Annotated in this window: 15 protein-coding genes and 1 riboswitch; of the genes, 9 read left to right on the forward strand and 6 right to left on the reverse strand. The window is 44.0% G+C overall.

What is annotated here, in order from left to right:
• Positions 1 to 157 precede the first annotated feature (157 nt).
• From AAAH86_RS10655 to AAAH86_RS10675, 5 genes are all read right to left on the reverse strand, one after another.
• On the reverse strand, positions 158 to 982 hold the full coding sequence (locus AAAH86_RS10655; RefSeq protein ID WP_343487594.1) for a thymidylate synthase: 825 nt from the start codon (positions 980 to 982) through the stop codon (positions 158 to 160).
• Between the two features lie 319 nt (positions 983 to 1,301).
• A complete protein-coding gene (locus AAAH86_RS10660) occupies positions 1,302 to 2,744 on the reverse strand; it encodes a nucleoside transporter C-terminal domain-containing protein (RefSeq protein ID WP_343487595.1) in 1,443 nt (480 codons plus the stop codon).
• Positions 2,745 to 2,756: 12 nt separating this feature from the next.
• On the reverse strand, positions 2,757 to 3,386 hold the full coding sequence (locus AAAH86_RS10665) for a bifunctional nuclease family protein (protein WP_343487596.1): 630 nt from the start codon (positions 3,384 to 3,386) through the stop codon (positions 2,757 to 2,759).
• Positions 3,387 to 3,474: 88 nt separating this feature from the next.
• Complete coding sequence (locus tag AAAH86_RS10670) at positions 3,475 to 4,443, reverse strand: electron transfer flavoprotein subunit alpha/FixB family protein (RefSeq protein ID WP_343487597.1); 969 nt, start codon at positions 4,441 to 4,443, stop codon at positions 3,475 to 3,477.
• Between the two features lie 73 nt (positions 4,444 to 4,516).
• Positions 4,517 to 5,263 (reverse strand): electron transfer flavoprotein subunit beta/FixA family protein, encoded by a 747-nt coding sequence (locus AAAH86_RS10675; RefSeq protein WP_343487598.1) that lies wholly within the window; start codon positions 5,261 to 5,263, stop codon positions 4,517 to 4,519.
• A 163-nt stretch (positions 5,264 to 5,426) separates the two neighbouring features.
• Between AAAH86_RS10675 and AAAH86_RS10680 the strand changes: the two genes are divergently transcribed.
• The 5 genes from AAAH86_RS10680 to AAAH86_RS10700 all read left to right on the forward strand — a co-directional run bounded on the left by AAAH86_RS10680 (position 5,427) and on the right by AAAH86_RS10700 (position 13,777).
• Positions 5,427 to 6,404, forward strand: a complete 978-nt coding sequence (locus AAAH86_RS10680; protein ID WP_343487599.1) for a pyruvate dehydrogenase complex E1 component subunit beta — start codon at positions 5,427 to 5,429, stop codon at positions 6,402 to 6,404.
• Positions 6,405 to 6,555: 151 nt separating this feature from the next.
• Entirely contained in the window at positions 6,556 to 9,048 is a 2,493-nt protein-coding gene (locus AAAH86_RS10685; RefSeq protein WP_343487600.1) for a DUF5686 family protein, read from the forward strand.
• 533 nt (positions 9,049 to 9,581) lie between these two features.
• Positions 9,582 to 10,109 carry an inorganic diphosphatase gene (locus AAAH86_RS10690; RefSeq protein ID WP_343487601.1) on the forward strand — a complete coding sequence of 176 codons (528 nt, stop codon included), beginning with the start codon at positions 9,582 to 9,584 and terminating at the stop codon, positions 10,107 to 10,109.
• A gap of 110 nt (positions 10,110 to 10,219) precedes the next feature.
• Entirely contained in the window at positions 10,220 to 12,568 is a 2,349-nt protein-coding gene (locus AAAH86_RS10695; protein WP_343487602.1) for a sodium-translocating pyrophosphatase, read from the forward strand.
• Positions 12,569 to 12,772: 204 nt separating this feature from the next.
• Entirely contained in the window at positions 12,773 to 13,777 is a 1,005-nt protein-coding gene (locus AAAH86_RS10700) for a phosphatase domain-containing protein (protein ID WP_343487603.1), read from the forward strand.
• A gap of 1 nt (position 13,778) precedes the next feature.
• Here AAAH86_RS10700 and AAAH86_RS10705 read toward each other — a convergent pair whose 3' ends face one another.
• Positions 13,779 to 14,393: a deoxynucleoside kinase gene (locus AAAH86_RS10705; RefSeq protein WP_343487604.1), complete on the reverse strand. Its 615-nt coding sequence runs from the start codon at positions 14,391 to 14,393 to the stop codon at positions 13,779 to 13,781.
• A gap of 347 nt (positions 14,394 to 14,740) precedes the next feature.
• Here AAAH86_RS10705 and metK point away from each other — a divergent pair, with 347 nt between their 5' ends.
• The 4 genes from metK to thrA all read left to right on the forward strand — a co-directional run bounded on the left by metK (position 14,741) and on the right by thrA (position 23,566).
• Positions 14,741 to 15,997 carry a methionine adenosyltransferase gene (gene metK, locus AAAH86_RS10710; protein ID WP_343487605.1) on the forward strand — a complete coding sequence of 419 codons (1,257 nt, stop codon included), beginning with the start codon at positions 14,741 to 14,743 and terminating at the stop codon, positions 15,995 to 15,997.
• A gap of 243 nt (positions 15,998 to 16,240) precedes the next feature.
• Positions 16,241 to 18,172: a CocE/NonD family hydrolase gene (locus AAAH86_RS10715; RefSeq protein ID WP_343487606.1), complete on the forward strand. Its 1,932-nt coding sequence runs from the start codon at positions 16,241 to 16,243 to the stop codon at positions 18,170 to 18,172.
• 290 nt (positions 18,173 to 18,462) lie between these two features.
• A riboswitch (SAM riboswitch) is annotated at positions 18,463 to 18,572 on the forward strand.
• A 147-nt stretch (positions 18,573 to 18,719) separates the two neighbouring features.
• A complete protein-coding gene (locus AAAH86_RS10720) occupies positions 18,720 to 20,024 on the forward strand; it encodes an O-acetylhomoserine aminocarboxypropyltransferase/cysteine synthase family protein (RefSeq protein WP_343487607.1) in 1,305 nt (434 codons plus the stop codon).
• 155 nt (positions 20,025 to 20,179) lie between these two features.
• Positions 20,180 to 23,566, forward strand: a complete 3,387-nt coding sequence (gene thrA, locus AAAH86_RS10725; protein ID WP_343487608.1) for a bifunctional aspartate kinase/homoserine dehydrogenase I — start codon at positions 20,180 to 20,182, stop codon at positions 23,564 to 23,566.
• Positions 23,567 to 23,619 lie beyond the last annotated feature (53 nt).

The following is a 23,619-nucleotide window of genomic DNA, read 5'->3' on the forward strand; positions in this document are numbered from 1 at the left end:
TTCTTCAAAACAGCTTTTTTTCAGCAATTGTGGGTTGATTGCAGGAATAAAGTTGAATTTCGGGAAAGCTTTCAACTTCGTCGGACATATTTTTTTTGCCCAATCCCCACAAATGTTTTAAAAACTATTGTGAAAGTGATTATTTTTTTTAAATAAATCATACGGCCACAACCCCTTTAATATGCGGGTGGGGGTCATAGTTCAACAGGGTAAAGTCCTCAAATTTAAAATCGAAGATGTTTTTGACTTCTGGGTTGAGTTGCATGGTGGGCAGGGGCCGTGGTTCGCGGCTCAATTGCAGTTCAATCTGTTCGAGATGGTTGTTGTAAATATGGGCATCACCAAAGGTGAGAATAAATTCTCCAGGCTCAAAACCGCATACTTGAGCCATCATCAATGTCAACAAGGCATAACTGGCAATGTTAAAGGGCACGCCCAAAAAGATATCGGCACTGCGTTGGTAGAGCTGGCAGCTCAATTTGCCATTGGCCACATAAAATTGAAAAAAAGCGTGGCAAGGGGGCAGGGCTGCTTTGCCATTTGCCACATTTTCTGAAAACGACACCGAGGTGTCGGGCAATACGCTGGGGTTCCAAGCCGAAACGATGATACGCCGGCTATCGGGATTGTTTTTCAGTGCTTCAACAGCTGCTTTGATTTGGTCGATGCCTTCGCTGTTCCAATTGCGCCATTGGTGTCCGTATACAGGTCCCAAATCACCATTTTCGTCGGCCCACTCGTTCCAGATGCGTACGCCGTTTTCCTGAAGGTATTTGATGTTGGTATCGCCTTTCAAAAACCAGAGCAGTTCATGAATGATGCTTTTCAGGTGCAATTTTTTGGTGGTCACCATCGGAAAACCTTCCTGCAGATCAAATCGCATTTGATAGCCAAAAACACTGATGGTCCCCGTGCCGGTACGGTCTTCTTTTTGGTTGCCGTGTTCGAGTACATGGCGCAATAAATCGTGGTATTGTTTCATAAAAAGCCTTCTCTTCCGTCTCCCTGCTTCGACTGCGCTCAGCACAGGCTCGGAGAGGGAACTATTTATTCGTTAGCAAAAATTTTATCGCACTAAAATAAATAGGAAAGCACGCATCTTTTCATTTTCTACCAATCACTTATGAAAAAATTATCAACGACGAATTCCCCCCTTGAGGGGGGGGTAAGGGGGGTGTTTTTTGACACTTTTACACCCCTGCTTTCCGCCAACGACGGATTCGCTGTCCCCTCAAGGGGACAATCCACTTTTTCATAGTACAGAATAAAACCCCCTCCTTTGGAGGGATAGGGGAGGGCCTTTACCCCAAAATCATTCCCGCAATCGTGGCTGAAATCAGCGAAGCTAAAGTGCCGCCGAGCACGGCGCGCATCCCAAATTCAGAAAGGGTTTTTCGCTGGCCTGGAGCAAGGGAGCCGATGCCCCCGATTTGGATACCTATGGAAGCAAAATTGGCAAATCCGCAGAGCATATAAGTGGCCATGATGACCGATTTGTTATAGGTGAATCGCGTGGAACTCGCCAAATCCTTCAATTCTGCCAGTTGGATGTATCCCACAAACTCACTGGCCGCCAATTTGATGCCCAATAACTGCCCCATCAACATGATGTCTTCGTTGTTGACGCCTATCAACCACATCAGGGGAGCGAAGACCGTACCCAGAATGGCTTCGAGAGAAAACGTATCGTAGGGCGAATTGGCCGCCACCCAATTGTTGAGGGTGGACCAATCGCCAATCCAACCTAAAATACCATTGATCATGGCGATAAAGGCCACAAAGACCAAGAGCATGGCACCGACGTTAAGTGCGAGTTTCAGTCCTTCAGTGGTACCGTTGGCGATGGCATCCAAAAAATTGGCCCCGATTTTATCGGAAGATACTTCAACATCGGTATTGATTTTTTCAGTCTGGGGATATAAAATCTTGGAGACCACGATGGCACCCGGGGCTGCCATCACAGAAGCAGCCAGCAAGTGTTTTGCAAAAACAAGGCGTAGTTCAGGGTCGTCACCACCCAGAAATCCGATATAGGCGGCCAGTACGGCTCCTGCAACGGTCGCCATACCACCAATCATAACCAAAAGGATTTCTGATTTGTTCATCTTTTCGAGATAGGCCTTGATAAGCAGCGGTGCTTCCGTTTGGCCCAAAAAAATGTTTCCGGCGATGGATAGACTTTCCGCTCCTGAAATGCCCAATGATTTGGTCAACAACCAAGCCAGGCCCTTGACCACTTTTTGAATGATCCCCAGATAAAACAATACCGAGGTCAAAGCAGAAAAGAAAACAATGGTCGGCAAAACTTGAAAGGCAAAAATATAGCCAAAAGTTTCGGTATCCACCACCAAGCCTTCAAACAAAAACTTGCTTCCCGAACGGGTAAAATCCAAAATATTGATAAACACTTTTCCGATACTCTCAAACACCAATTTTACAAACGGAACCTTCAAAACCCCTATGGCAATGAGCAATTGAATGCCCAAACCGATGCCGACCATTTTCCAATTGATGGCCTTTCTATTGGCACTGAACAAAAAGGCGATGCCCACCAAAGCCAGCATGCCCAAAGCGCCACGCCAAAGTGAATTGATGGAGAAGCCCTGATTGGGAAGCATTTCGTTACCGGTCTGAATATCATTTAGCGTGGTAGCGTCGACTACCGGAATTATGGAATCTTGTGAAAAAGTAGGGAAGCAAACCAGTAAGAAAAGTACAATGAACCCTAGAAATCGATTGCCCATAAAATGGTTTGGTTATTTGCGCTTGGAGATTTCGTCGCGAAGTTTGGCCGCTTTTTCGTAGTCTTCATTGGCGACGGCCTTATCCAGTTCTTTATGCAGTTCTTCCAAGGTCATTTCGCGATAGCCTTCTGACCCAGAGGATTCTATCTCAACGGTTTCCCCTTCTTGAAGAATTTCATCGACCATGATGCTATCATCTTTTTCTTCGTCATCTTCTTCTTTTGAAGAAAATTTTAGAAAGATTCCCGCTTTGTCCAAAATCGTTTTATAGGTGAAAATCGGTGCATCAAAGCGCAATGCCAAGGCGATGGCGTCGCTGGTGCGGGCATCAATAATCTCTTCGATTTTATCACGCTCACAGATAATGCTTGAATAGAAGACCCCATCGACCAGTTTATGGATGATGACCTGTTTGATGACAATATCAAATCGGTCTGAAAAATTCTTGAACAGGTCATGGGTCAATGGGCGGGGAGGTTTGATTTCCTTCTCCAAAGCAATGGCGATGGACTGTGCCTCAAAGGCCCCGATGACAATGGGTAGCTTTCTATCACCTTCGACTTCATTCAAAATCAGTGCGTAGGCCCCATTTTGGGTTTGGCTGTAAGAGATTCCCTTTATTTTTAACCGAACTAAACTCATATATCCTCCTGAAAATCAAAAGGCCATCCAGATAGGCGGCGTTGCCATCTACCTGAACAGCCCCTTTAAAGGAACAAATTAACAAAAATTAGGCGTTCTGGGCTTTAAATTCCTTTAATTTTTCGATGAGTTCGGGCACCACTTCAAAGGCATCGCCAACGATACCGTAATCGGCAGCTTTAAAGAAAGGAGCCTCAGGGTCATTGTTGATAACCACTTTGGTCTTAGAGGCACTCACCCCTGCCAAATGCTGGATTGCACCAGAAATACCGACCGCGATATAGAGGTTGCTGGCCACTGGCTTGCCCGTTTGGCCCACGTGCTCGCTGTGAGGGCGCCACCCCATGTCGGAAACGGGTTTTGAACAGGCCGTTGCCGCACCCAAAACATCGGCCAGTTCTTCAATCATGCCCCAATTTTCAGGACCTTTGAGGCCACGACCACCGGAAACCACAACATCGGCATCAGCAATGGTCGCTTTGCCAACAACTTTGTCTACTTCGACAGATTTTGTTGAAAAATCAGCATCTCCTAAATCTGGACTAAAATCTTCAACAATAGCGGAAACATTATTCTCATGAACGCCAAACGCATTGTTGGATACCCCAATAATTTTAGTGTCAGCGGTTATTTCGGTATGGGCAAAACCTTTGTTGCTAAAAGCGGTACGTTTGACCATGAAGGGCGAAATGCTTTCGGGAGCGGCCACTACATTGGGAACGTAGCCTGCATTGAGCTTGGCCGCCAAGATCCCGCTTAAAAATTTGCTGTCAGCGCTAGAGCTGATAACAATCACTTGAGCCCCTTCGGCTTCGGCGGCTTGCGAAATACAACTGGCATACGCCTTTGCGTTAAAGGTGCCAAGATTATCATTTTTGATGTTCAGCACTTTTGATACGCCATACTCGCCCAGTTCTGCTGGATTTTCTGCATTGACCGCGATAGCCGTGACCGATTCACCCATTTTTTGGCCTATGTCATAGGCATAAGAGGCAACTTCAAAAGCGTTTTTTTTGAATGTTCCTTTATCCGTTTCTGTGTATACTAGTATTGACATAATATTTTATTTAAGCTCCAAACCCCAAGCTCCAAATCCCAACTGTTGGAATTTGGAATTTGATGTTTGGAATTTATATAACTTTTGCTTCGTTATGTAATAGATTTACCAATTCACCTACATTACCCGCATCAACCAATTTAACGGCACCTTTTGGAGCAGGTTTTTCAAACTTGTTGTCGTTGGTTTGTGATGGGGCATCCACTGGTTCAACTACATTAAGAGCTTTTTTACGGGCCATCATGATTCCTCGCATGTTGGGAATGCGCAAATCACTTTCTTCTACCAAGCCTTTTTGGCCGCCAATGACCAAAGGCAATGAAGCTTTCAATGTTTCTTTACCACCATCAATTTCACGCACAGCAGTCGCCTCGTTTCCTTCAATTTCAAGTCCGATGCAGGTGTTGACAAAATTCATATCCAATAAAGTGGCCATGATACCTGGAACCATTCCTCCATTATAGTCGATGCTTTCCCTTCCACCAATGACCAAATCATAACCACCGTTTTTGACCACTTCGGCCAATTGTCGGGCCACAAAAAAACCATCTGTAGGCACAGCATTGATACGAATGGCCTCATCGGCACCGATGGCCAACGCTTTTCGCATCGTGGGTTCAACCGAGGCATCACCAACTGTGGCCACATGCACCGTTGCGCCTTGCTTTTCCTTGAACCACATGGCACGGGTCAGTCCGAACTCATCATTCGGATTGATGACGAATTGCACACCGTTGGTGTCAAACTTGGTATCACCTTCGGTAAAATTGATTTTTGAGGTCGTATCAGGTACGTTGCTAATGCAAACCAATATCTTCATAACTATCAAAATTTACGGCCAAATATAGCTATAAAATCGCATAATTTATTATGCATGCATAATAAATTTTTACTCTTTTTTTGAAAAGCCAAGCTTATCCTTTCCTAATATATTTTCCTATTTTTGCTTGCATTTTTACCAATACGACCTTTAAAAAGTTTTTATGAAGACATTACAGTTCAGGCAAGCCATTGCCGAAGCCATGACCGAAGAAATGCGCAGAGATGACACCATCTATCTTATGGGTGAAGAGGTGGCTGAATACAATGGTGCTTACAAAGCTTCAAAGGGGATGTTGGATGAGTTCGGACCTGAGCGGGTCATCGACACTCCTATTTCTGAATTGGGTTTTGCAGGGGTTGGCGTTGGGTCGGCCATGAACGGAAATCGACCCATCATTGAATTTATGACCTTTAATTTTGCTTTGGTCGGTATTGACCAAATCATAAACAACGCCGCGAAAATCAGGCAGATGTCAGGCGGTCAGTTTAACTGTCCGATTGTTTTTCGTGGCCCAACGGCTTCTGCAGGCCAATTGGCGGCAACGCACTCGCAGGCCTTTGAAAGTTGGTTTGCCAATTGTCCTGGTTTGAAAGTGGTGGTGCCCTCGAATCCCGCAGATGCCAAGGGGTTGTTGAAATCATCTATTCGCGATGACGATCCGGTAATCTTCATGGAGTCAGAGCAAATGTATGGTGATAAGGGTGAAGTACCAGAAGACGAATATACCATTCCGATCGGGGTAGCCGATATCAAAAGAGAAGGTTCTGATGTGACCATCGTTTCCTTCGGAAAAATCATCAAAGAGGCCTACAAAGCTGCCGATGAGCTTGAAAAAGAAAATATAAGCTGCGAAATCATCGACTTGCGCACCGTACGCCCGATGGACCATGATGCAATCTTGAATTCGGTCAAAAAAACCAATCGATTGGTGATTTTAGAGGAAGCATGGCCTTTTGGCAATGTGGCCACTGAAATTATCTACCACGTTCAGGATAAAGCCTTTGACTACCTGGATGCACCAATTGTTAAATTAAATACTGCAGACACTCCAGCACCCTATTCGCCAGTGCTGTTGAAAGAATGGTTACCCAACAGTGATGATGTCATCAAAGCTGTTAAGAAAGTGTTATATAAATAAGTTTGCGACTATTGTAAGGTATATTAGCCTTGCCGACGAAAGTTGGCGAGGCTTTTTTAACGGAATACTTTTTGATAGAAAATTACTCAAAACCAAAATCGACCTAAAGCGCAATTGAAACTGTTGTTTCGCTTGAGATTGCTATCAAAAAATGAACAGATTCCTACTCTTTCTTCTTTTTTTGCCCATTGTTTTATTTTCCCAAACAAAAGTCGGTGGTATCGTCGTTGACGATTCGGGTGACCCTATAGCCTTTGCCAATATTATTTTTAAGGATGCCTCTGAGGGTACCATCACCAATGATAATGGGCGGTTTTATTTTGAATCGGATAATACCTTTGACGCCATTATGGTTTCCTACATTGGATATGAAACCAAGGAAGTTTCCCTCTCTGGCAGGGTCAACTATAATTTGGAAATTGTGTTGTCAGCATCTGCCGAACAGCTCGATGAGGTGGTAGTTTATACTGGGAAGCAATCCAAAAAGAACAATCCAGCAGTAGAAATCCTAAAGAAAATATGGGCCAAAAAGCGCATCAACGGTTTGCGGCAGTTCAAAAGTTACCAGTATGACAAATACGAAAAGGTAGAGTTTGACCTGAACACCATTGACAGTGCGCTTATCAAAAGCAAGCTTTTTAAGGGATTGGAATTTATGTTCGATAATCTCGACACTTCGCGAATCACGGGCAAGACCTATCTGCCCATGTTTTTGAACGAAGTGTTTTCAAAGGTTTATGGCGACAACCGCTATGAATTGGAAAAAGAAGACGTGCTGGGCAATAAAAGCTCAGGTTTTTCGGGCAATCAGGCGATTACCGCTTTTGTTGAAGATTTGTATTCCGATTACGATATCTACAACAACTATCTCAAGTTTTTTGACAAGAGTTTTACGAGTCCGCTTTCCCGAACCGGGGTTGATGTGTACAACTATGTGCTATCTGATAGTACGTTCATTGATGACAAATGGTGTTATAACATCATTTATTATCCAAGGCGGAAAAACGAACTGACCTTCAAAGGTGATTTTTGGGTGAACGATACCACCTTTGCAGTGAAGAAAATCAATATGGAAGTCACCAAAAGTGCCAACATCAACTGGGTGAAAGAAATCTATATTGAGCAGGATTTTGAGGTGGTCAACGATTCGGTGTTTTTGTTGAAGCGTGATTACATGCTCAGTGATTTTGCCTTTTCAAAGAAGGAAGAATCCCGTGGGGTCTACGGCAAGCGTACCACGGTGTATGACAATTATGTGTTTGATTTGGATAAGCCCATTGAATTCTATGAAGCCGAAGCTGACCCCTACGATCTGAGGGTTTTTGATCGTGACAGCTTGTTTTGGAAAAATGCCCGTTTAGAAAGTCTCAATGAAGATGAATCCGGAATTTTCAAATTGTTGGATACGCTTAAAACGGTTCCTAAGTTCCGCACCTATTATGATTTGGTCAGTATTTTAGGCTCTGGCTACGTTGAAATTGATAAATGGAATATTGACATTGGCGATATCTACAGCACTTTTGGCATCAATGACGCTGAGGGCATTCGGGTGCGTGGCGGTGCACGCACCTATTTTGGGCAAAATGACCCTTGGCGATTAGAAGGCTACATGGCCTATGGTTTTGACGATAAAAAGTTCAAACATGGCTTTTCGGCCAAGTTTTTGTTGGATAGAAAAAGCCGCTTGATTCTGTCTGGCGGGCATCGCCGTGATGTAGAGCAGTTGGGGTTGAGCCTGACGGCCACGAACGATGTTTTGGGGCGTAGCATTGCTTCATCATCCTTGGTTTCGGTTGGGGCCAACAATCGATTGAGCAATATCAACCTGTCGACATTTAGTGTGGAAATGGAACCCATTCAAAATTTTAGGATACGACTGGGCAGCTCATTCAGAACCTTGAGTTCAGCTTTGCCAGAAGATTTTAGTCTAGAGTACATCGACCCAAGTTCACCAACAGGCATATCTGCCGAAGTCAAGCAGTTTGATATCAACACTACATTGATTTTTACCCCGGGCAAGCGTACGATTGGCTATGGGGTAGAACGGCGTGATGTCAATGAAGATTACAGTACGCTGCTTTTGAATTACACCGCGGGGATCAGTGGTTTTTTAGAAAGTGATTTTGACTACCAACGATTGCAATTTTCATATACCCAACCTTGGCAGATTGGTGGCTTTGGCCGCTTGTTGAGCACTGTGGAATTGGGCAGAACCTTTGGCGAAGTGCCTTTAGGGTTGTTGAGCGTGATTCCGGGCAACCAGACCGTGTTTTCGTTGTACAACACTTTTCCCAACCTTGATTTTTATGAGTTTGTGACCGATACCTATGCCACGGTACATTTAGAGCACAATTTTAATGGCCGTATTTTTTCGCGTATTCCATTTTTACGCAAGTTGAACCTCCGTGAGATTGTGGGGCTTCGAGGGGCGTGGGGTTCTTTATCCGACGAAAACATTGCCTTAAGCTCGCCGACCAACATCCCGTTGATTGCCCCCGATGACCAGATTTATTGGGAATATTCCTTCGGAATTGGCAACATCTTTAAAATTTTCAGGATCGATTTCAACTTCCGTGGCAATTATTTAGACAATCCCAACGCACGGCCCTTTGGCGTGACCGGAAGTTTTGGGTTTAGCTTTTAATTTGATGACCGAGGACGGGAAACAAAAGACGACAGAGTTTATGGGTTTAGCAGTTTAAAAGTTTAACAAAGTATTCAGCAAACATCTGAGAGCCTTCATACAATTCTGCGGAACAGTTTTAAAACGCAGATTCAAATCAAACTCAAACACTAGTTTCAAATACTAATTCAATTAGTGACCATTCGTGTAATTCGTATCCATTTGAAGTGTGAAATTAGAATTGTAAATGGTACATGACGAAAAGCTAATTGTCAAGAAGTTCATTAGCATATAGGTTGAAGAGTATAATCGATAATTACTCTGCAAATCTCAGTGAGCCTTCGCGTAACTCTGTGGAACAGCTCAAAAGCTCAAAACTTGAGCACCAAATTCGAAAAGCAATTCGTGAGAATTAGTGAAATTCGTGTCCACAATAAAAGAATGAAAGGCAAACATCACACATCGAACATCCAACATCCCTTTCCAATTTCACATTCCCTTAACCTGTAAACCGCATAATAGCAGTACTTTTGCACGACATTTAAAAAACTGATATGGCCAAGAATGACGAAGTCACATTTGACGTGTTGATTGAGATTCCCAAGGGAAGTCGTAACAAATATGAATACGATTTCACACTACATAAAATACGATTTGACAGAACCTTGTTCTCATCGATGATGTATCCTGGCGATTATGGCTTTGTGCCCGAGACCTTGGCCCTTGATTCCGACCCGTTGGATGTGCTCGTTTTGGGTACCGAACCCACCTATCCCATGGTGGTGATGGAGGTGCGGCCCATTGGTGTTTTCCACATGACCGATGAAAAAGGTCCTGATGAAAAGATTATCTGTGTGCCCGTCAATGATCCTATTTGGAGCAAGAATACCGATATCAGCGACCTAAATCCACATCGATTAAAAGAGATTGAGCATTTCTTTCAGGTCTATAAGGATTTGGAGGAAAAAAAGGTCGATACCGGTGGTTGGAGCAATGCCGAAAAAGCCAAGGAAATTTACCGAAAGTGTGTGCAACGTTACGATGAAAGCAGCCATAAAGTAAAGCGAACGTTCATGATATAAGCTTGTGAACAAGAAATCAAAAGCCCTTTCTTTACCGAGAAAAGGGCTTTTTTTATTCTGGGCGGTTTTACTACTTTTGCGCCACTTTAAACAACTTAAAAACTTAATTTATGGAATCATTAGTTCCTTACCTATGGGGGTTTGGTATTTTGGCGCTGCTTTACGTGGCCATTAAAAATGCATGGGTCTCAAAACAGGCGGTTGGCGATGATAAAATGGCCAGAATTGCCAAGAATATTGCCGACGGTGCCATGTCTTTCCTAAAGGCTGAATACAAGATATTGGCCATCTTCGTTGTTGCCGTTGCAGTACTTCTGTTTTTCAAAGGACAGAATGAAGAAGGCTCAAACGGAATGGTCGCTGTATCCTTTATTGTAGGCGCCATTTGTTCTGCCTTGGCAGGATTTATTGGGATGAAAGTTGCAACAAAGGCCAACGTGCGTACCACAAATGCAGCTCGAACTTCATTGGGTAAAGCGCTTGAAGTGGCTTTTGCAGGGGGTTCGGTCATGGGGCTTGGTGTTGTTGGTCTCGGTGTCTTAGGTTTAAGTGGACTTTTTATGATTTATAGCGGGCAGGGCTGGTCGTTGACCGAAGTCTTGAACGTACTTTCAGGCTTCTCATTGGGCGCATCATCCATCGCACTTTTTGCACGTGTGGGCGGCGGTATCTATACCAAAGCTGCTGATGTTGGTGCGGACCTTGTAGGTAAGGTTGAGGCTGGTATTCCTGAAGATCACCCATTGAACCCTGCGACCATCGCAGATAATGTGGGTGACAATGTGGGTGATGTTGCTGGTATGGGTGCTGACCTTTTTGAATCGTATGTCGGTTCAATCATCGGTACCATGGTATTGGGGGCCATTTTTGCCACCAATCCCGCTTTTGCAAATTCTTTTGATGGATTGGGAGCCGTTTATCTGCCTTTGGCATTGGCCGCAGCAGGTATTGTGATGTCCATCATCGGAACATTTTTTGTTCGTGTGAAGGATGGTGGTAATCCACAGACCGCATTGAATATCGGTGAATTCGGCTCTGCCGCCTTAATGTTGGTCGCTTCCTATTTCTTGATTACCATGATGTTGCCAGAATCTTGGGTCGATGGCGGAAAAGAATACACTTCCATGGGCGTGTTCTGGGCCACCATTGCAGGTTTGGTTGCGGGTTTGGCCGTTGGTAAGGTAACGGAATATTATACGGGTACGGGTACCAAACCTGTAAATGCCATTGTGCGACAGTCTGAAACTGGTTCCGCTACCAATATCATCGCTGGTTTGGGTGTGGGCATGATGTCTACGATGATTCCAATCATTCTGATTGCCGCTGCTATTTTGGTATCGCACCATTTTGCAGGTTTATATGGAATTGCGATTGCTGCCGTAGGGATGTTGGCCAATACAGGAATCCAATTGGCAGTTGATGCCTACGGGCCTATTTCTGACAATGCAGGTGGTATCGCCGAAATGGCCGAACTGCCAAGCGAAGTACGTGAGCGTACCGATAAATTGGATGCTGTAGGAAACACCACTGCGGCCATTGGTAAAGGGTTTGCAATTGCCTCAGCTGCTTTGACTGCTCTGGCACTTTTTGCTGCCTTTATGAAAACTGCGGGGGTAACATCAATTGATGTGTCTCAACCCAAGATTATGGCAGGTTTATTGGTCGGGGGGATGCTTCCGTTTGTGTTCTCAGCCCTTTCGATGAATGCTGTGGGCCGTGCGGCGATGTCAATGATCGAAGAGGTACGTCGCCAGTTCAGGGATATTCCCCAATTGAAAGCTGCTTTGGAAGTCATGCGTAAATATGATTCTGATTTGTCAAAGGCCAGTGAGGCTGATATGCGCATTTTTGAAGCTGCTGACGGCGTTGCTGAATATGATAAATGTGTTGAGATTTCAACCAAAGCATCCATCCGTGAGATGGTATTGCCAGGGCTATTGGCCATCGCAGTACCTGTTGCCGTTGGTTTCTTGGGCGGTGCGAATATGTTGGGCGGTTTGTTGGCTGGTGTGACCACTGCTGGAGTTTTGATGGCGATTTTCCAATCCAATGCTGGTGGTGCTTGGGACAATGCCAAGAAGACCATTGAAAGCGAAGGCCGTAAAGGTTCCGATGCTCACAAGGCTGCCGTTGTTGGGGATACCGTTGGGGATCCCTTTAAGGATACTTCTGGACCTTCGTTGAACATCTTGCTGAAATTGATGTCTGTAGTGGCCTTGGTCATTGCACCGAGCTTGGTGAGTTTGGCACCTGCTGATGAAATGGGAATGCTGAATGATTTGGATAAGGAAGTTCGTATAGAAATGACGACAACCGATGAGGGCTATCAAGCAATGATATATACTACTTTAGAAGTAAATGGCGAGGTCAAAAAAGAAGTCCGTGAGTTTACGGGAGCAACCAAAGAAGAGGTAAAAAAAGCAGTCGCGGAATACAATAGCTCTGTAGCTGTCGAATAGCTGTCGCTGTATTGAAATATTAAAAACCATCCTGATATTTCAGGATGGTTTTTTATTTTTCTTTAAAAGCTCCCTCCCTTAGTCAAGGGGAGGTGTCATCAAATCCGCTAGAGACGGAGAAGATGACGGAGGGGTTCGCTTTTAGAACATAAATTTGCATTGAAAGCGCAAAGCACACTTCAAAAGCCTGTTATCTTTGTTTTCATGGGGCTGTTCAAAAAAGACAAACTTCAGGTCATAGGCTTTCAGAGTTATGGTACTGCTTCACGATTGTACCTTCGCGGACGAGCCCTTGAGGATGAAGAGATTGATTTGAATCAGAAAGGGCTTTTCAATCTCATCCGCAATTCTTGGAAACGTTTTGAAACCGATGAAATCAAGCATGCAGACCTTATCGTCAAATTGACGAACGGAGAAAGTCTGACCACGACCACGGATGATCATGGCTATTTTTTGTTGAATGAAAAGGTCGACGGCTTGTCAGCATTAATAAACCAAGAAGGCTGGTTGTTGGCCGAAGCCTCGTTTTCCAACATGCATTTGCATCGCGAAGTAGTGCACCAGAATCGATTTCCGATAGAAATGCTGATTCCACAAACCACCTCAGAGTTTGGGGTCATTAGTGATATTGACGATACCATTTTGCATACGGGCGTGGTTTCTTCCCTGAAATGGAAGGTGATACTCAATACCTTTCTTAAAAGTGCGACCAAGAGAAGAGCTCTTGAAGGTAGTGCCGAATTTTATCACCAATTGCATTTAGGGAAATCCGGTGAGGCGGCCAATCCTATATTTTATGTCAGCCACAGCCCATGGAATCTCTATCGCTATCTAGAACTCTTTCTGATGGCCAATAATTTTCCAAAAGGGCCGATTTTGCTGCGTCGTATGGCGAGCTTTCGTGCCAGGAAGAAGCCAGGAGAGTGGCCCCACAAATACCATGAGATTGTGAATATCTTGAAAACCTATCCTGAACTTCCGTTTATTTTAATTGGTGATAGCGGCGAAAAGGATGGTGATATTTATATAGAGGTGTCAAAAAAATTCCCAAATCGAATTAAGTCCATCTACCTTCGCAGTGTGAACGATGGCAAGAGAATAAAACGCATAGAAAATCTGTTCAAAGAATATACTGACGCTCCTTTTTTATTGGTCAATAAAACTGAGGAAGCCTATAAACATGCTAAAAAACATGGTTTTGTGCAATGAACTAAAACAGACCGTGAATCTCCGCATCAATACGGTTGATGACCTCGCCTAAATGCTCGGGTTCATCAACAAAGTTGAGCTCATCGACATTAAAAATCAATAGTTTTCCTTTTTCATACGTATTTACCCATGCCTCATAACGTTCGTTCAAACGACTCAGATAGTCAATGGAAATACTGTTTTCATAATCACGCCCACGTTTATGAATTTGGTTTACCAAATTGGGGATAGAGCTACGCAAATAAATTAAAAGGTCGGGTGGCTGCACCAAGGTTTCCATCAGTTCAAAGAGACTTTTGTAGTTGTTGAAGTCCCGATTGGTCATGAGGCCCATGGCATGTAAATTGGGGGCAAAAATATGGGCATCCTCATATATGGTTCGGTCTTGTATCACATTTTTGCCGCTCTCGCGAATCCTTAGAATTTGTCTGTACCGACTGTTCAAGAAATAAATCTGAAGATTAAAACTCCACCGCTCCATTTGGGTATAGAAATCATCGAGGTAGGGATTGTCGACCACATCCTCAAAATGCGCTTCCCATTTGTAATGTTTTGAAAGTAAGGTGGTCAGCGTGGTTTTTCCTGCTCCAATGTTTCCGGCAACCGCAATATGCATAGTAGTGGTGTGTTTAGGCTAATGTGTAAAAAGTCGGAGTTTGCAATATACAAAGTTATCCTCCATGGGTGAAAATTTTTAAACTTTTCAAATGCGATACAACCAATATTTTTGCCATTAAACTAATATCTAGGCCGCAACTTTATTTCTTTTTGCCATACTATACATTTATTCTATTTTTGGTGGCCTAACGAGGAAAGATTTGACTGATTGCAACCTCTCTGTCCTGAACTTGACTCAGGGACTAAAAATGCTAAAGCAGTTCATGCCAAGTTTGTTTTGGCATCTCTTTTAAGAGACCGAGCTTCTTTAACTATTCACGTCAGATCTTCCCAAAATAAAAAGAGATGTCATATTTATTTACTTCAGAATCTGTCAGTGAAGGACACCCTGATAAAATTGCCGATCAAATCAGTGATGCCCTATTGGATAATTTTTTGGCCTTTGACCCCGATAGCAAAGTGGCCTGTGAGACTTTGGTCACAACCGGACAAGTAGTTTTGGCAGGTGAGGTCAAAAGTGATACCTATTTGGATGTTCAGAACCTTGCCCGTAGCGTCATTAATACTATTGGTTACACTAAAGGCGAATATCAATTTAGTGGAGATTCGTGCGGTGTGATATCGCTCATTCACGAACAATCACAAGATATCAATCAAGGGGTAGATAGGGCATCGAAAGAAGAACAAGGTGCAGGCGATCAGGGCATGATGTTCGGCTATGCTACCAAAGAAACCGATAACTACATGCCGTTGGCGTTGGATATTTCGCACAAGATCCTTCAGGTGTTGGCTGATTTGAGAAGGGATGGCACTCAAATTGCATACCTGAGACCTGATGCCAAGGCACAGGTGACCATAGAATACTCCGATGAAAATATTCCACAACGTATTGATACCATTGTAGTTTCAACTCAGCATGACGAATTTGATGAAGATGAGGCCATGTTGGCCAAAATCAAAAAGGATATCATCGAGATTTTAATTCCGAAAGTCAAAAGCCAGCTACCAAATAACATTCAACAGTTGTTCGATGGCAACATCAAATATCATATCAATCCGACGGGAAAGTTTGTCATCGGTGGTCCTCACGGTGATGCCGGCCTGACCGGTCGTAAAATCATTGTTGATACTTACGGTGGTAAAGGAGCGCATGGTGGTGGAGCCTTTAGTGGTAAAGATCCGAGTAAAGTAGATCGCAGTGCGGCCTATGCCGCTCGACATGCTGCCAAAAACTTGGTGGCAGCGGGTGTTGCAGATGAAATCTTGGTTCAGGTGAGTTATGCCATTGGGGTGGTGGAGCCAACTTCAATCTTTGTTGATACTTTCGGTACTGCCAAAGTGGATTTGTCTGATGGCGAGATTGCCAAAAAAGTCAAGGAACTGTTTGATATGCGACCTTATTCCATTGAAAAAAGACTAAAACTTAGAAATCCAATTTATTCAGAAACCGCTGCTTACGGTCATTTTGGAAAAGAATCACAATCGGTAAGCAAAGTCTTTGAATCGCCTTACAATGGCCGAATCGAAAAAGAAGTGGAGCTTTTCACTTGGGAGAAGTTGGATATGGTTGATGAAGTGAAGGCGGCTTTTGGAATACTATAAAAAATTCCTTTCCCTGGATAGGGAAAGGTGCCCTGTCTGCCAATGGCAGACAGGGCGGAAAGGGTTGATTTACTTACGGTTGTCTTCAATCCCCTCCGTTTCCGTCTTTCAGACGAAACCACCTCCCCTTAACCAAGGGGAGGAGCTTTTAATTATCCCTTTCAAGGGACAGTCCGCCAAAGGCGACAGAGGGTGTTTTTATGGGAATTCTTCGTAGTTTTATTTCCATCAAAAAACTACCTAATGAAAACCTTATTTCGCATTTCCCTTTTTCTATTTCTGATTTCTTTTTCATTCCAATCCTGTAAAAAAACAGTCAAAAAAGAGACTGTTGAAGAAAACTACGTTGCCGATAACTATACCAAGCAAGAGGTTGATATTGCGATGCGCGATGGGGTAAAACTGCATACCACGATTTATTCCCCAAAGGATACTTCCAAAGAATATCCCATCATCATGCAGCGTACCCCGTACAGCTCTAGACCGTATGGTGAGGGGCAGTTTCGAGAACAAATAAGCCCCAATGTGAGCATGATGAAAGAGGGCTACATTGTGGTCTATCAAGATGTGCGCGGTCGATGGATGAGCGAAGGGCATTATGAGAATATGCGGGCCTACATCCCCAATAAAACTTCTGATCAACAGGTAGATGAAAGTTCGGATACCTATGATACCATCGACTGGTTGGTCAACAATGTGGAGAGCAACAATGGTCGTGTGGGGCTTTGGGGCATTTCATACCCTGGATTTTACGCCACGTACGGAACCATTGATCCACATCCTGCTTTAAAAGCCTCCTCGCCGCAAGCCTGTATCGGGGATTTCTTTTTTGATGATTTTCACCATAACGGTGCCTATTTGTTGAGTTATTTTCGGGCAACCTCCCTTTTTGGCACTCCCAGGCCAAACGGCGACCAGCCTGTGGACACGGCTTGGTACGAGCTACCCGATATCGGTACCGAAGACCAGTATCAATTCTTTCTGGATGCAGGTCCGCTCAAAAATTTGAACCACTTTTTTGAGTATGAAACTCCAGATGATACGAGGCTGGTTGCCGATAATATGACCGATGATTTCTTTTGGAATGAATTGAAAGAGCACCCCAATTACGATGAACTTTGGCAAAGCCGAGGACTGATCCAGCATTTGGATGAGACCGAACCCCATGTCGCCACCATGATTGTGGGCGGTTGGTTCGATGCCGAAGACCTTTATGGCCCGTTGGAAACCTACAAGAACATCGAAAAATACAACGAGGGAGCTTATAATACGATGGTTTTTGGCCCTTGGGACCATGGCCGTTGGGCACGACGGAGTGAGCGCAATCTGGTGGGCAACTATTATTTTGGGGATTCCATCTCCAATTTTTATCAGGATAAGATTGAGAGCAAGTTTTTCAATCATTTTTTAAAGGGTGAAGGAGACGGCAAAACTGGCCTTCCCGAAGCCTATGTTTTTGATTCAGGGCGAAAGGAATGGAGCGAGTTGCCTGCATGGCCACCAAAAGATGCTGAGAAAAAGATCATGTATCTTTCTGATGACCAAGAGTTGACCGAAGAACCAAAAAATATTACTGAAATCAAATTTATCAGCGATGTCGACAAACCCGTACCCTATTCAGAGGACATCAAATCGGTCTTTACGCCGAGAAAGTATATGACCGACGATCAACGCTTCGCTGCCCGGCGCGCTGATGTTTTGGTTTTTGAAACGGACGAGCTGACCGAAGATTTGACCTTGGCCGGCCCTATCATGGCCAACCTAAAAGTGGCCACCACGGGTACAGCAGCAGATTGGATTGTAAAAATCATTGATGTGCATCCCGACGATGTCGAGACCAACGAAGAAATGCAAGACCATTTGAAAATGAGCAATTATCATCTGATGGTGCGGAGCGAGGTGCTGCGAGGACGTTTTCGAAATAGTTTTTCAAATCCAGAACCATTTACACCAAATAAAAAGACAGACGTGAACATTAAGCTGCAAGATGTGTTCCACACGTTCAAAAAAGGGCATAAGCTTCAGGTTCAGGTACAGAGCACCTGGTTTCCGTTGATTGACTTGAATCCGCAGACCTATGTGGAGAATATTTTTAAAGCGGATGAAGCGGATTTTCAAACACAGACCCATACGGTGTTCACCGATTCGAGTTTGGAGTTTTCGGTATTAAAATAAATTGTCCCCTTGAGGGGACTTTAGGGGTGTTTTTTACAGCAATTTATTTCTTGAGAGAAGTTTTGGTTAGTAAACTGAAAAAAGATTTCTCAATCTTTTGTTTTTGGTGAACTTATTTCGAAATGACTAGTCAGACTCAAGTATCATTTCATACGAATGTGAGAAATCTGAAATCCACTAGGAAATCGTGAAATTTTCCAAAATCATTAGGATAATCCGAAATTCTGCCGTTATATTTGTTTCAGAATGTCTTTTAAGACAAATTCTAAGAAGTTCAAACACGTATTGACGAGTTATCAAGAAAGGTGGAGGGAATAGACCCTTTGAAGCCTTAGCAACCTGCCGCCCCCTGCGGAAAAGGTGCTACATTCTATCCCGCAAGTGTGGGAAAAGATAGCAACCATCGAACCATTTCGATTTTTCACTTTCTTATAACTTTTTGATTAGGTCATCCACAATGGCGGAGTGACTTCGTGTTTTTTTATTCCCGTCCCGATAGCTATCGGGAGTGGGAATCCAAATTGTTCAACAACAAAAATTAGAAAACATGAGCGAGCAAAATCAAAATTTTTCAAAAGCGACCAATGCCCTGCATGCGGGGCACGATGTAACTGTAAACGGTGGTACCAGGGCAGTGCCCATTTATCAATCCACGGCTTACGTGTTCAACGATGCCGACCATGCGGCCAATCTATTTTCACTGGCGGAGTTTGGCAACATCTACACCCGAATCAACAATCCGACCAATGATATTCTGGAGCAGCGTTTGGCAGCTCTTGAAGGTGGAATCGCCTCAGTGGTAACCGCTTCGGGTACCGCAGCTTTGAATACCACACTTTTGGTGCTGTTAAAGGCTGGTGACCATATTGTTTCTTCGAACAGTCTCTATGGCGGCACCTATAATTTATTGAGCGTTACACTACCGAGATTGGGCATCACCACCACCTTTGTTGACCCAACTGACCCTGCCAATTTTGGTAAGGCGGTTCAAGAAAATACACGTGCCATTTTTGTGGAGTCCATTGGAAATCCCAAATTGGATGTGCTCGATTTAAAAGCAATTTCATCCGAGGCCAAAAAAGCGAAAGTACCGTTTATTGTAGATAATACCGTGGCTTCCCCTGCACTCTTGAACCCGATAGAGCATGGGGCAAATATTGTCATCCATTCCCTCACCAAATACATCAATGGTAACGGTACGGCCTTGGGCGGTGCCATTATTGATGCGGGAACCTTCGATTGGGCCAATGGTAAGTTTCCAGAATTCACCGAACCCTCACCTGGCTATCATGGTCTGGTCTATCATGAGGCATTGGGTCCGGCAGCCTTTATCGCCAAAGTACGTATTGAGGGCTTACGCGACCATGGCGCCTGTTTGAGTCCGTTCAATGCCTTTCAAATCATTCAGGGATTGGAAACTTTGGAAGTGCGCATGAAAAAGCACAGTGAGAACGCATTGGCCTTGGCCGAATGGCTTCAAGAACGTGACGAAGTGACTTGGGTAAACTATCCTGGATTGAAAACAAGCAAGTTTAAGGCCCAAGCCGATGCCTATTTGCCAAAGGGTCAGAGCAGCATCGTGACCTTTGGGGTCAAGGGTGGCTTTGAATCTGCTAAAAAGATTGCCGATGAAACCAAAATTTTCTCTTTGTTGGCAAACATTGGCGATACCAAGTCGCTGATCATACATCCAGCAAGTACCACCCACCAACAGTTGAGCGATGAATCGCAAGAAGCAACGGGAGTAACCAAAGATTTGATTCGCCTTTCCGTTGGATTGGAAGATTTAAAAGACTTAAAAGCTGATTTAGAAGCCGCCTTTGCGACGATTGACAAATCAGTATTGGCATAAAAAGCAAAAAGTAATAGCTCCTCCCCTTAGATGAGGGGAGGTGGCATTCCGTGAAAACGGAATGACGGAGGGTTTGAGAAAAATTTAAAACTCCCCGATTCCGCAAAGCGGAATCACCCCTCTTTAGACAAAGAGGGGAGCTAAATAAAAAATACATGCTCCAAAAAATTAAAATACCAAACTACACGACCCTGAGCGGAGTGGTTCAAGACCTACAGTTATCCTATGAGGTTTTTGGGCAACAACTGCATACCGCCCCCATAGTTTTGGTCAACCATGCCTTGACGGGCAACTCCAATGTGGCTGGTGAGAATGGTTGGTGGACCGATTTGATTGGGGAGGGCAAGTGTATCGACACCCAAAAGTTCACCATTTTGGCCTTCAACATTCCAGGGAATGGCTATGATGGTTTTGTTATCGACAATTACAAGGATTTTGTAGCGGGGGATGTGGCCCGTATTTTCTTGAAGGGTCTAAAGGAGTTAAAAATAAGTCGGCTTTTTGTCATCATCGGCGGTTCGCTGGGCGGTGGTGTCGCTTGGGAAATGGCGGCTTACAATCCCGATATTACAGAACACTTGATTCCCGTTGCTTCGGATTGGAAATCCACCGATTGGCTTATCGCCAACTGCCAGATACAGGAGCAGATTTTGAACAATTCGAGCCAGCCCGTGCACGATGCCCGTATGCATGCCATGCTGTGTTACCGTACTCCTGAATCCTTTAAAGAGCGGTTCAAGCGCAGCACAAACGAAGAGCTGAATGTTTTTAATGTGGAAAGCTGGTTGATGCACCACGGAAAAAAGTTACAGGAACGTTTTCAGCTTTCAGCCTACAAGTTGATGAACCAACTGCTCAAAACCATCGATATTGCCCGTAATGGAGATGAGGCCTTTGAACGATTGCGTCAAAGTGATTTGAAAATCCATATCATCGGGGTGAATTCCGACCTCTTTTTTACTGCGGCCGAGAATAAGGAAACCCATAAAAGGTTGGCACAGGCCAACAGCAATGTTACCTACGGTGAAGTGCAATCCCTGCATGGCCATGATGCCTTTTTGATGGAGTTTCGGCAATTGGAAAACCTGCTGAAAGACATTTTTCCTCAAAAGGGTAAAAAGCAGGGACTCAAGATTTTAAAGTTTGGCGGAAAATCTTTGGGCAATGGCCATGGCTTGGAACGTGTTTTGGATATCATTTCAAAAAAGGCCCGGAATGGCGAAAGAATAGCCGTGGTACTCTCTGCACGCGAAAAGGCTACCGACACTTTGGAAAAAATGCTTGCCAAGGCTGCCGAGGGTGAAGCGTATCAAGATGATGTGGACGCCTTCACGGCCTACCAGACCGAAGATTTTCACACGACCGATTTTTCCAGTGAAATACAACAGGTCGCCAAAAAATTGGAAGGTGTTTCTTTGGTCGGTGACTACAGTGCCAAGACCAAGGATGAATTTTTAGCTTTCGGAGAACTCATCTCCAGCAAATTGGTTGTTCAATTATTGAAGGAAAGGGGTATAAAAGCGCAGTTTTTTGATGCCCGTGAATTGATAAAGACCGATGATGGTTTTGGCAATGCCAAGGTAGATGAAATCCAATCCAAGAAAAATGTACTGCAAAAATTCTCTAGGTTGGAAACTGATATGATTCCCGTGGTAACGGGTTTTATCGCCTCTAACCAAAAAGGGGAGACCACCACTTTGGGTAGAAATGGTAGTAATTATACCGCAGCTTTACTGGCCAATTTTCTGGATGCCGAAGAGATGCTCAACTATACCCATGTCGATGGAATTTTTACGGCCAATCCCGATTACGTATCCGATGCCAGAATCATTGAAAACCTGTCCTATGCCGAAGCGAACGAGCTGGCTAATTTTGGGGCAAAGGTCTTGCATGCCAAAACCATCATCCCATTGATTGAAAAAAATATTCCGTTGCGAATTCTGAACACGTTCAACGAAGATTCCAAAGGCACTTTGATAAGCTCCAAGACCAATAAAGAGGGCATTAAATCACTTTCTGTCATTGAAAATGTGGCTTTGGTGAATTTGGAAGGCAGGGGTCTTTTGGGAAAAGTGGGCGTTGATGCCCGAATTTTTAACACTTTGGGACGACACAACATCAATGTGGGCATTATTTCACAAGGTTCTTCAGAACGTGGTATTGGCATGGTGGTGGATGCGGATAGGGCTACCGAAGCCAAAAAAGCATTGCAAGATGAATTTGCAAAAGATTATTCCGAAAAGGATGTGAACACCATCACTGTGAACAAAAATGTTGCTGTGATTTCGGTGATTGGGCAAGATATGAGCACCTTTCACCACCCCTTCAATGCATTGATAAAGAACGGAATAGTGCCATTGCTGTTCAACAACACCATTTCAGGAAAGAATATCAGTCTTGTGGTTAATAGTGCAGATTTAAACAAGGCCCTCAATGTGATGCACGGTCAGATTTTTGGTATTGACAAGAAGGTGAACGTGGCCATTTTCGGCCATGGCAACGTAGGCGGAACCTTGGTGGACCAAATGCTAAAAAGCCATAAAAAAATAGCCAAGCGTAAGGGAATTGACCTCAATATTTTTGCAGTGGCGAATTCAAGAAAACTGGTACTGAACGCGAAGGGCATCGGCAAAAATTGGCGACAAGCTATCGAGAAAAATGGAAAGCCCTACAAAGTTTCCGATGTGGGCAATTTTGCCAAAGCACATCATCTGGGCAATCTGATTGCTGTTGACAATACTGCCAACACCGATTTCGTGAACCACTATTTTGATTTGATTGCCTCGGGATTCGATTTGGTCTCTTCAAATAAAATCGCCAATACCTTGAACTTCGATTATTATGAATTGGTACGCGATGCGTTGGACAAAAATCAAAAACAGTACCTCTATGAGACCAATGTAGGCGCGGGTTTGCCATTGATTGATACTATCAAGCTGTTACACCTGTCGGGGGAAAACATTACCAGAATCAAAGGGGTGTTTTCAGGGTCGCTGAGCTATATTTTCAATATATTTTCTGAATCTGAACGGTCTTTTTCTGAAATTGTGCGTGAAGCTATGGAAAATGGCTACACCGAACCTGACCCCCGCGAAGATTTATCAGGAAACGATGTGGGCAGGAAATTGCTCATCCTCGCCCGTGAATTGGATTTACGGAATGAGCTCAGCGATATTTCCATTGAAAATTTGATTCCGAAGGAGTTGGAAACCATTTCAAAAGTGCAGTTTTTGAACAGTTTGGAGCAGTTGGATGAAAAATTCCAGCAGATAAAGGAAGAACAAAAACCCGACCATGTACTCCGATATGTTGGCGATTTGCATGGCGATTTACAACAGGATAAAGGTGTTTTGGATGTAAAATTGATTTCTGTTCCTAAAACAAGTGCGTTGGGGCAAGTATCTGGTTCGGATTCCATTATCGAGATTTACACAGAATCCTATGGTGAAAAACCGATTGTGATACAAGGGGCAGGAGCAGGGGCCGCCGTCACCGCAAGAGGTGTTTTTGGGGATATTCTACGGATTGCAGAGAAACTGTAGGAGTTTAGATTTTAGAATTACGAGTGTAGAACCACATATAGCTAATAGCATAA

The sequence above is a fragment of the Allomuricauda sp. d1 genome (genome assembly GCF_039592695.1).
GTDB lineage: Bacteria > Bacteroidota > Bacteroidia > Flavobacteriales > Flavobacteriaceae > Flagellimonas_A.

Coding starts and splice junctions, on each gene's coding strand:
- AAAH86_RS10655 (WP_343487594.1), bottom strand. CDS start 982: ATGAAACAATACCACGATTTATTGCGCCATGTACTCGAACACGGCAAC.
- AAAH86_RS10660 (WP_343487595.1), bottom strand. CDS start 2,744: ATGGGCAATCGATTTCTAGGGTTCATTGTACTTTTCTTACTGGTTTGC.
- AAAH86_RS10665 (WP_343487596.1), bottom strand. CDS start 3,386: ATGAGTTTAGTTCGGTTAAAAATAAAGGGAATCTCTTACAGCCAAACC.
- AAAH86_RS10670 (WP_343487597.1), bottom strand. CDS start 4,443: ATGTCAATACTAGTATACACAGAAACGGATAAAGGAACATTCAAAAAA.
- AAAH86_RS10675 (WP_343487598.1), bottom strand. CDS start 5,263: ATGAAGATATTGGTTTGCATTAGCAACGTACCTGATACGACCTCAAAA.
- AAAH86_RS10680 (WP_343487599.1), top strand. CDS start 5,427: ATGAAGACATTACAGTTCAGGCAAGCCATTGCCGAAGCCATGACCGAA.
- AAAH86_RS10685 (WP_343487600.1), top strand. CDS start 6,556: ATGAACAGATTCCTACTCTTTCTTCTTTTTTTGCCCATTGTTTTATTT.
- AAAH86_RS10690 (WP_343487601.1), top strand. CDS start 9,582: ATGGCCAAGAATGACGAAGTCACATTTGACGTGTTGATTGAGATTCCC.
- AAAH86_RS10695 (WP_343487602.1), top strand. CDS start 10,220: ATGGAATCATTAGTTCCTTACCTATGGGGGTTTGGTATTTTGGCGCTG.
- AAAH86_RS10700 (WP_343487603.1), top strand. CDS start 12,773: ATGGGGCTGTTCAAAAAAGACAAACTTCAGGTCATAGGCTTTCAGAGT.
- AAAH86_RS10705 (WP_343487604.1), bottom strand. CDS start 14,393: ATGCATATTGCGGTTGCCGGAAACATTGGAGCAGGAAAAACCACGCTG.
- metK (WP_343487605.1), top strand. CDS start 14,741: ATGTCATATTTATTTACTTCAGAATCTGTCAGTGAAGGACACCCTGAT.
- AAAH86_RS10715 (WP_343487606.1), top strand. CDS start 16,241: ATGAAAACCTTATTTCGCATTTCCCTTTTTCTATTTCTGATTTCTTTT.
- AAAH86_RS10720 (WP_343487607.1), top strand. CDS start 18,720: ATGAGCGAGCAAAATCAAAATTTTTCAAAAGCGACCAATGCCCTGCAT.
- thrA (WP_343487608.1), top strand. CDS start 20,180: ATGCTCCAAAAAATTAAAATACCAAACTACACGACCCTGAGCGGAGTG.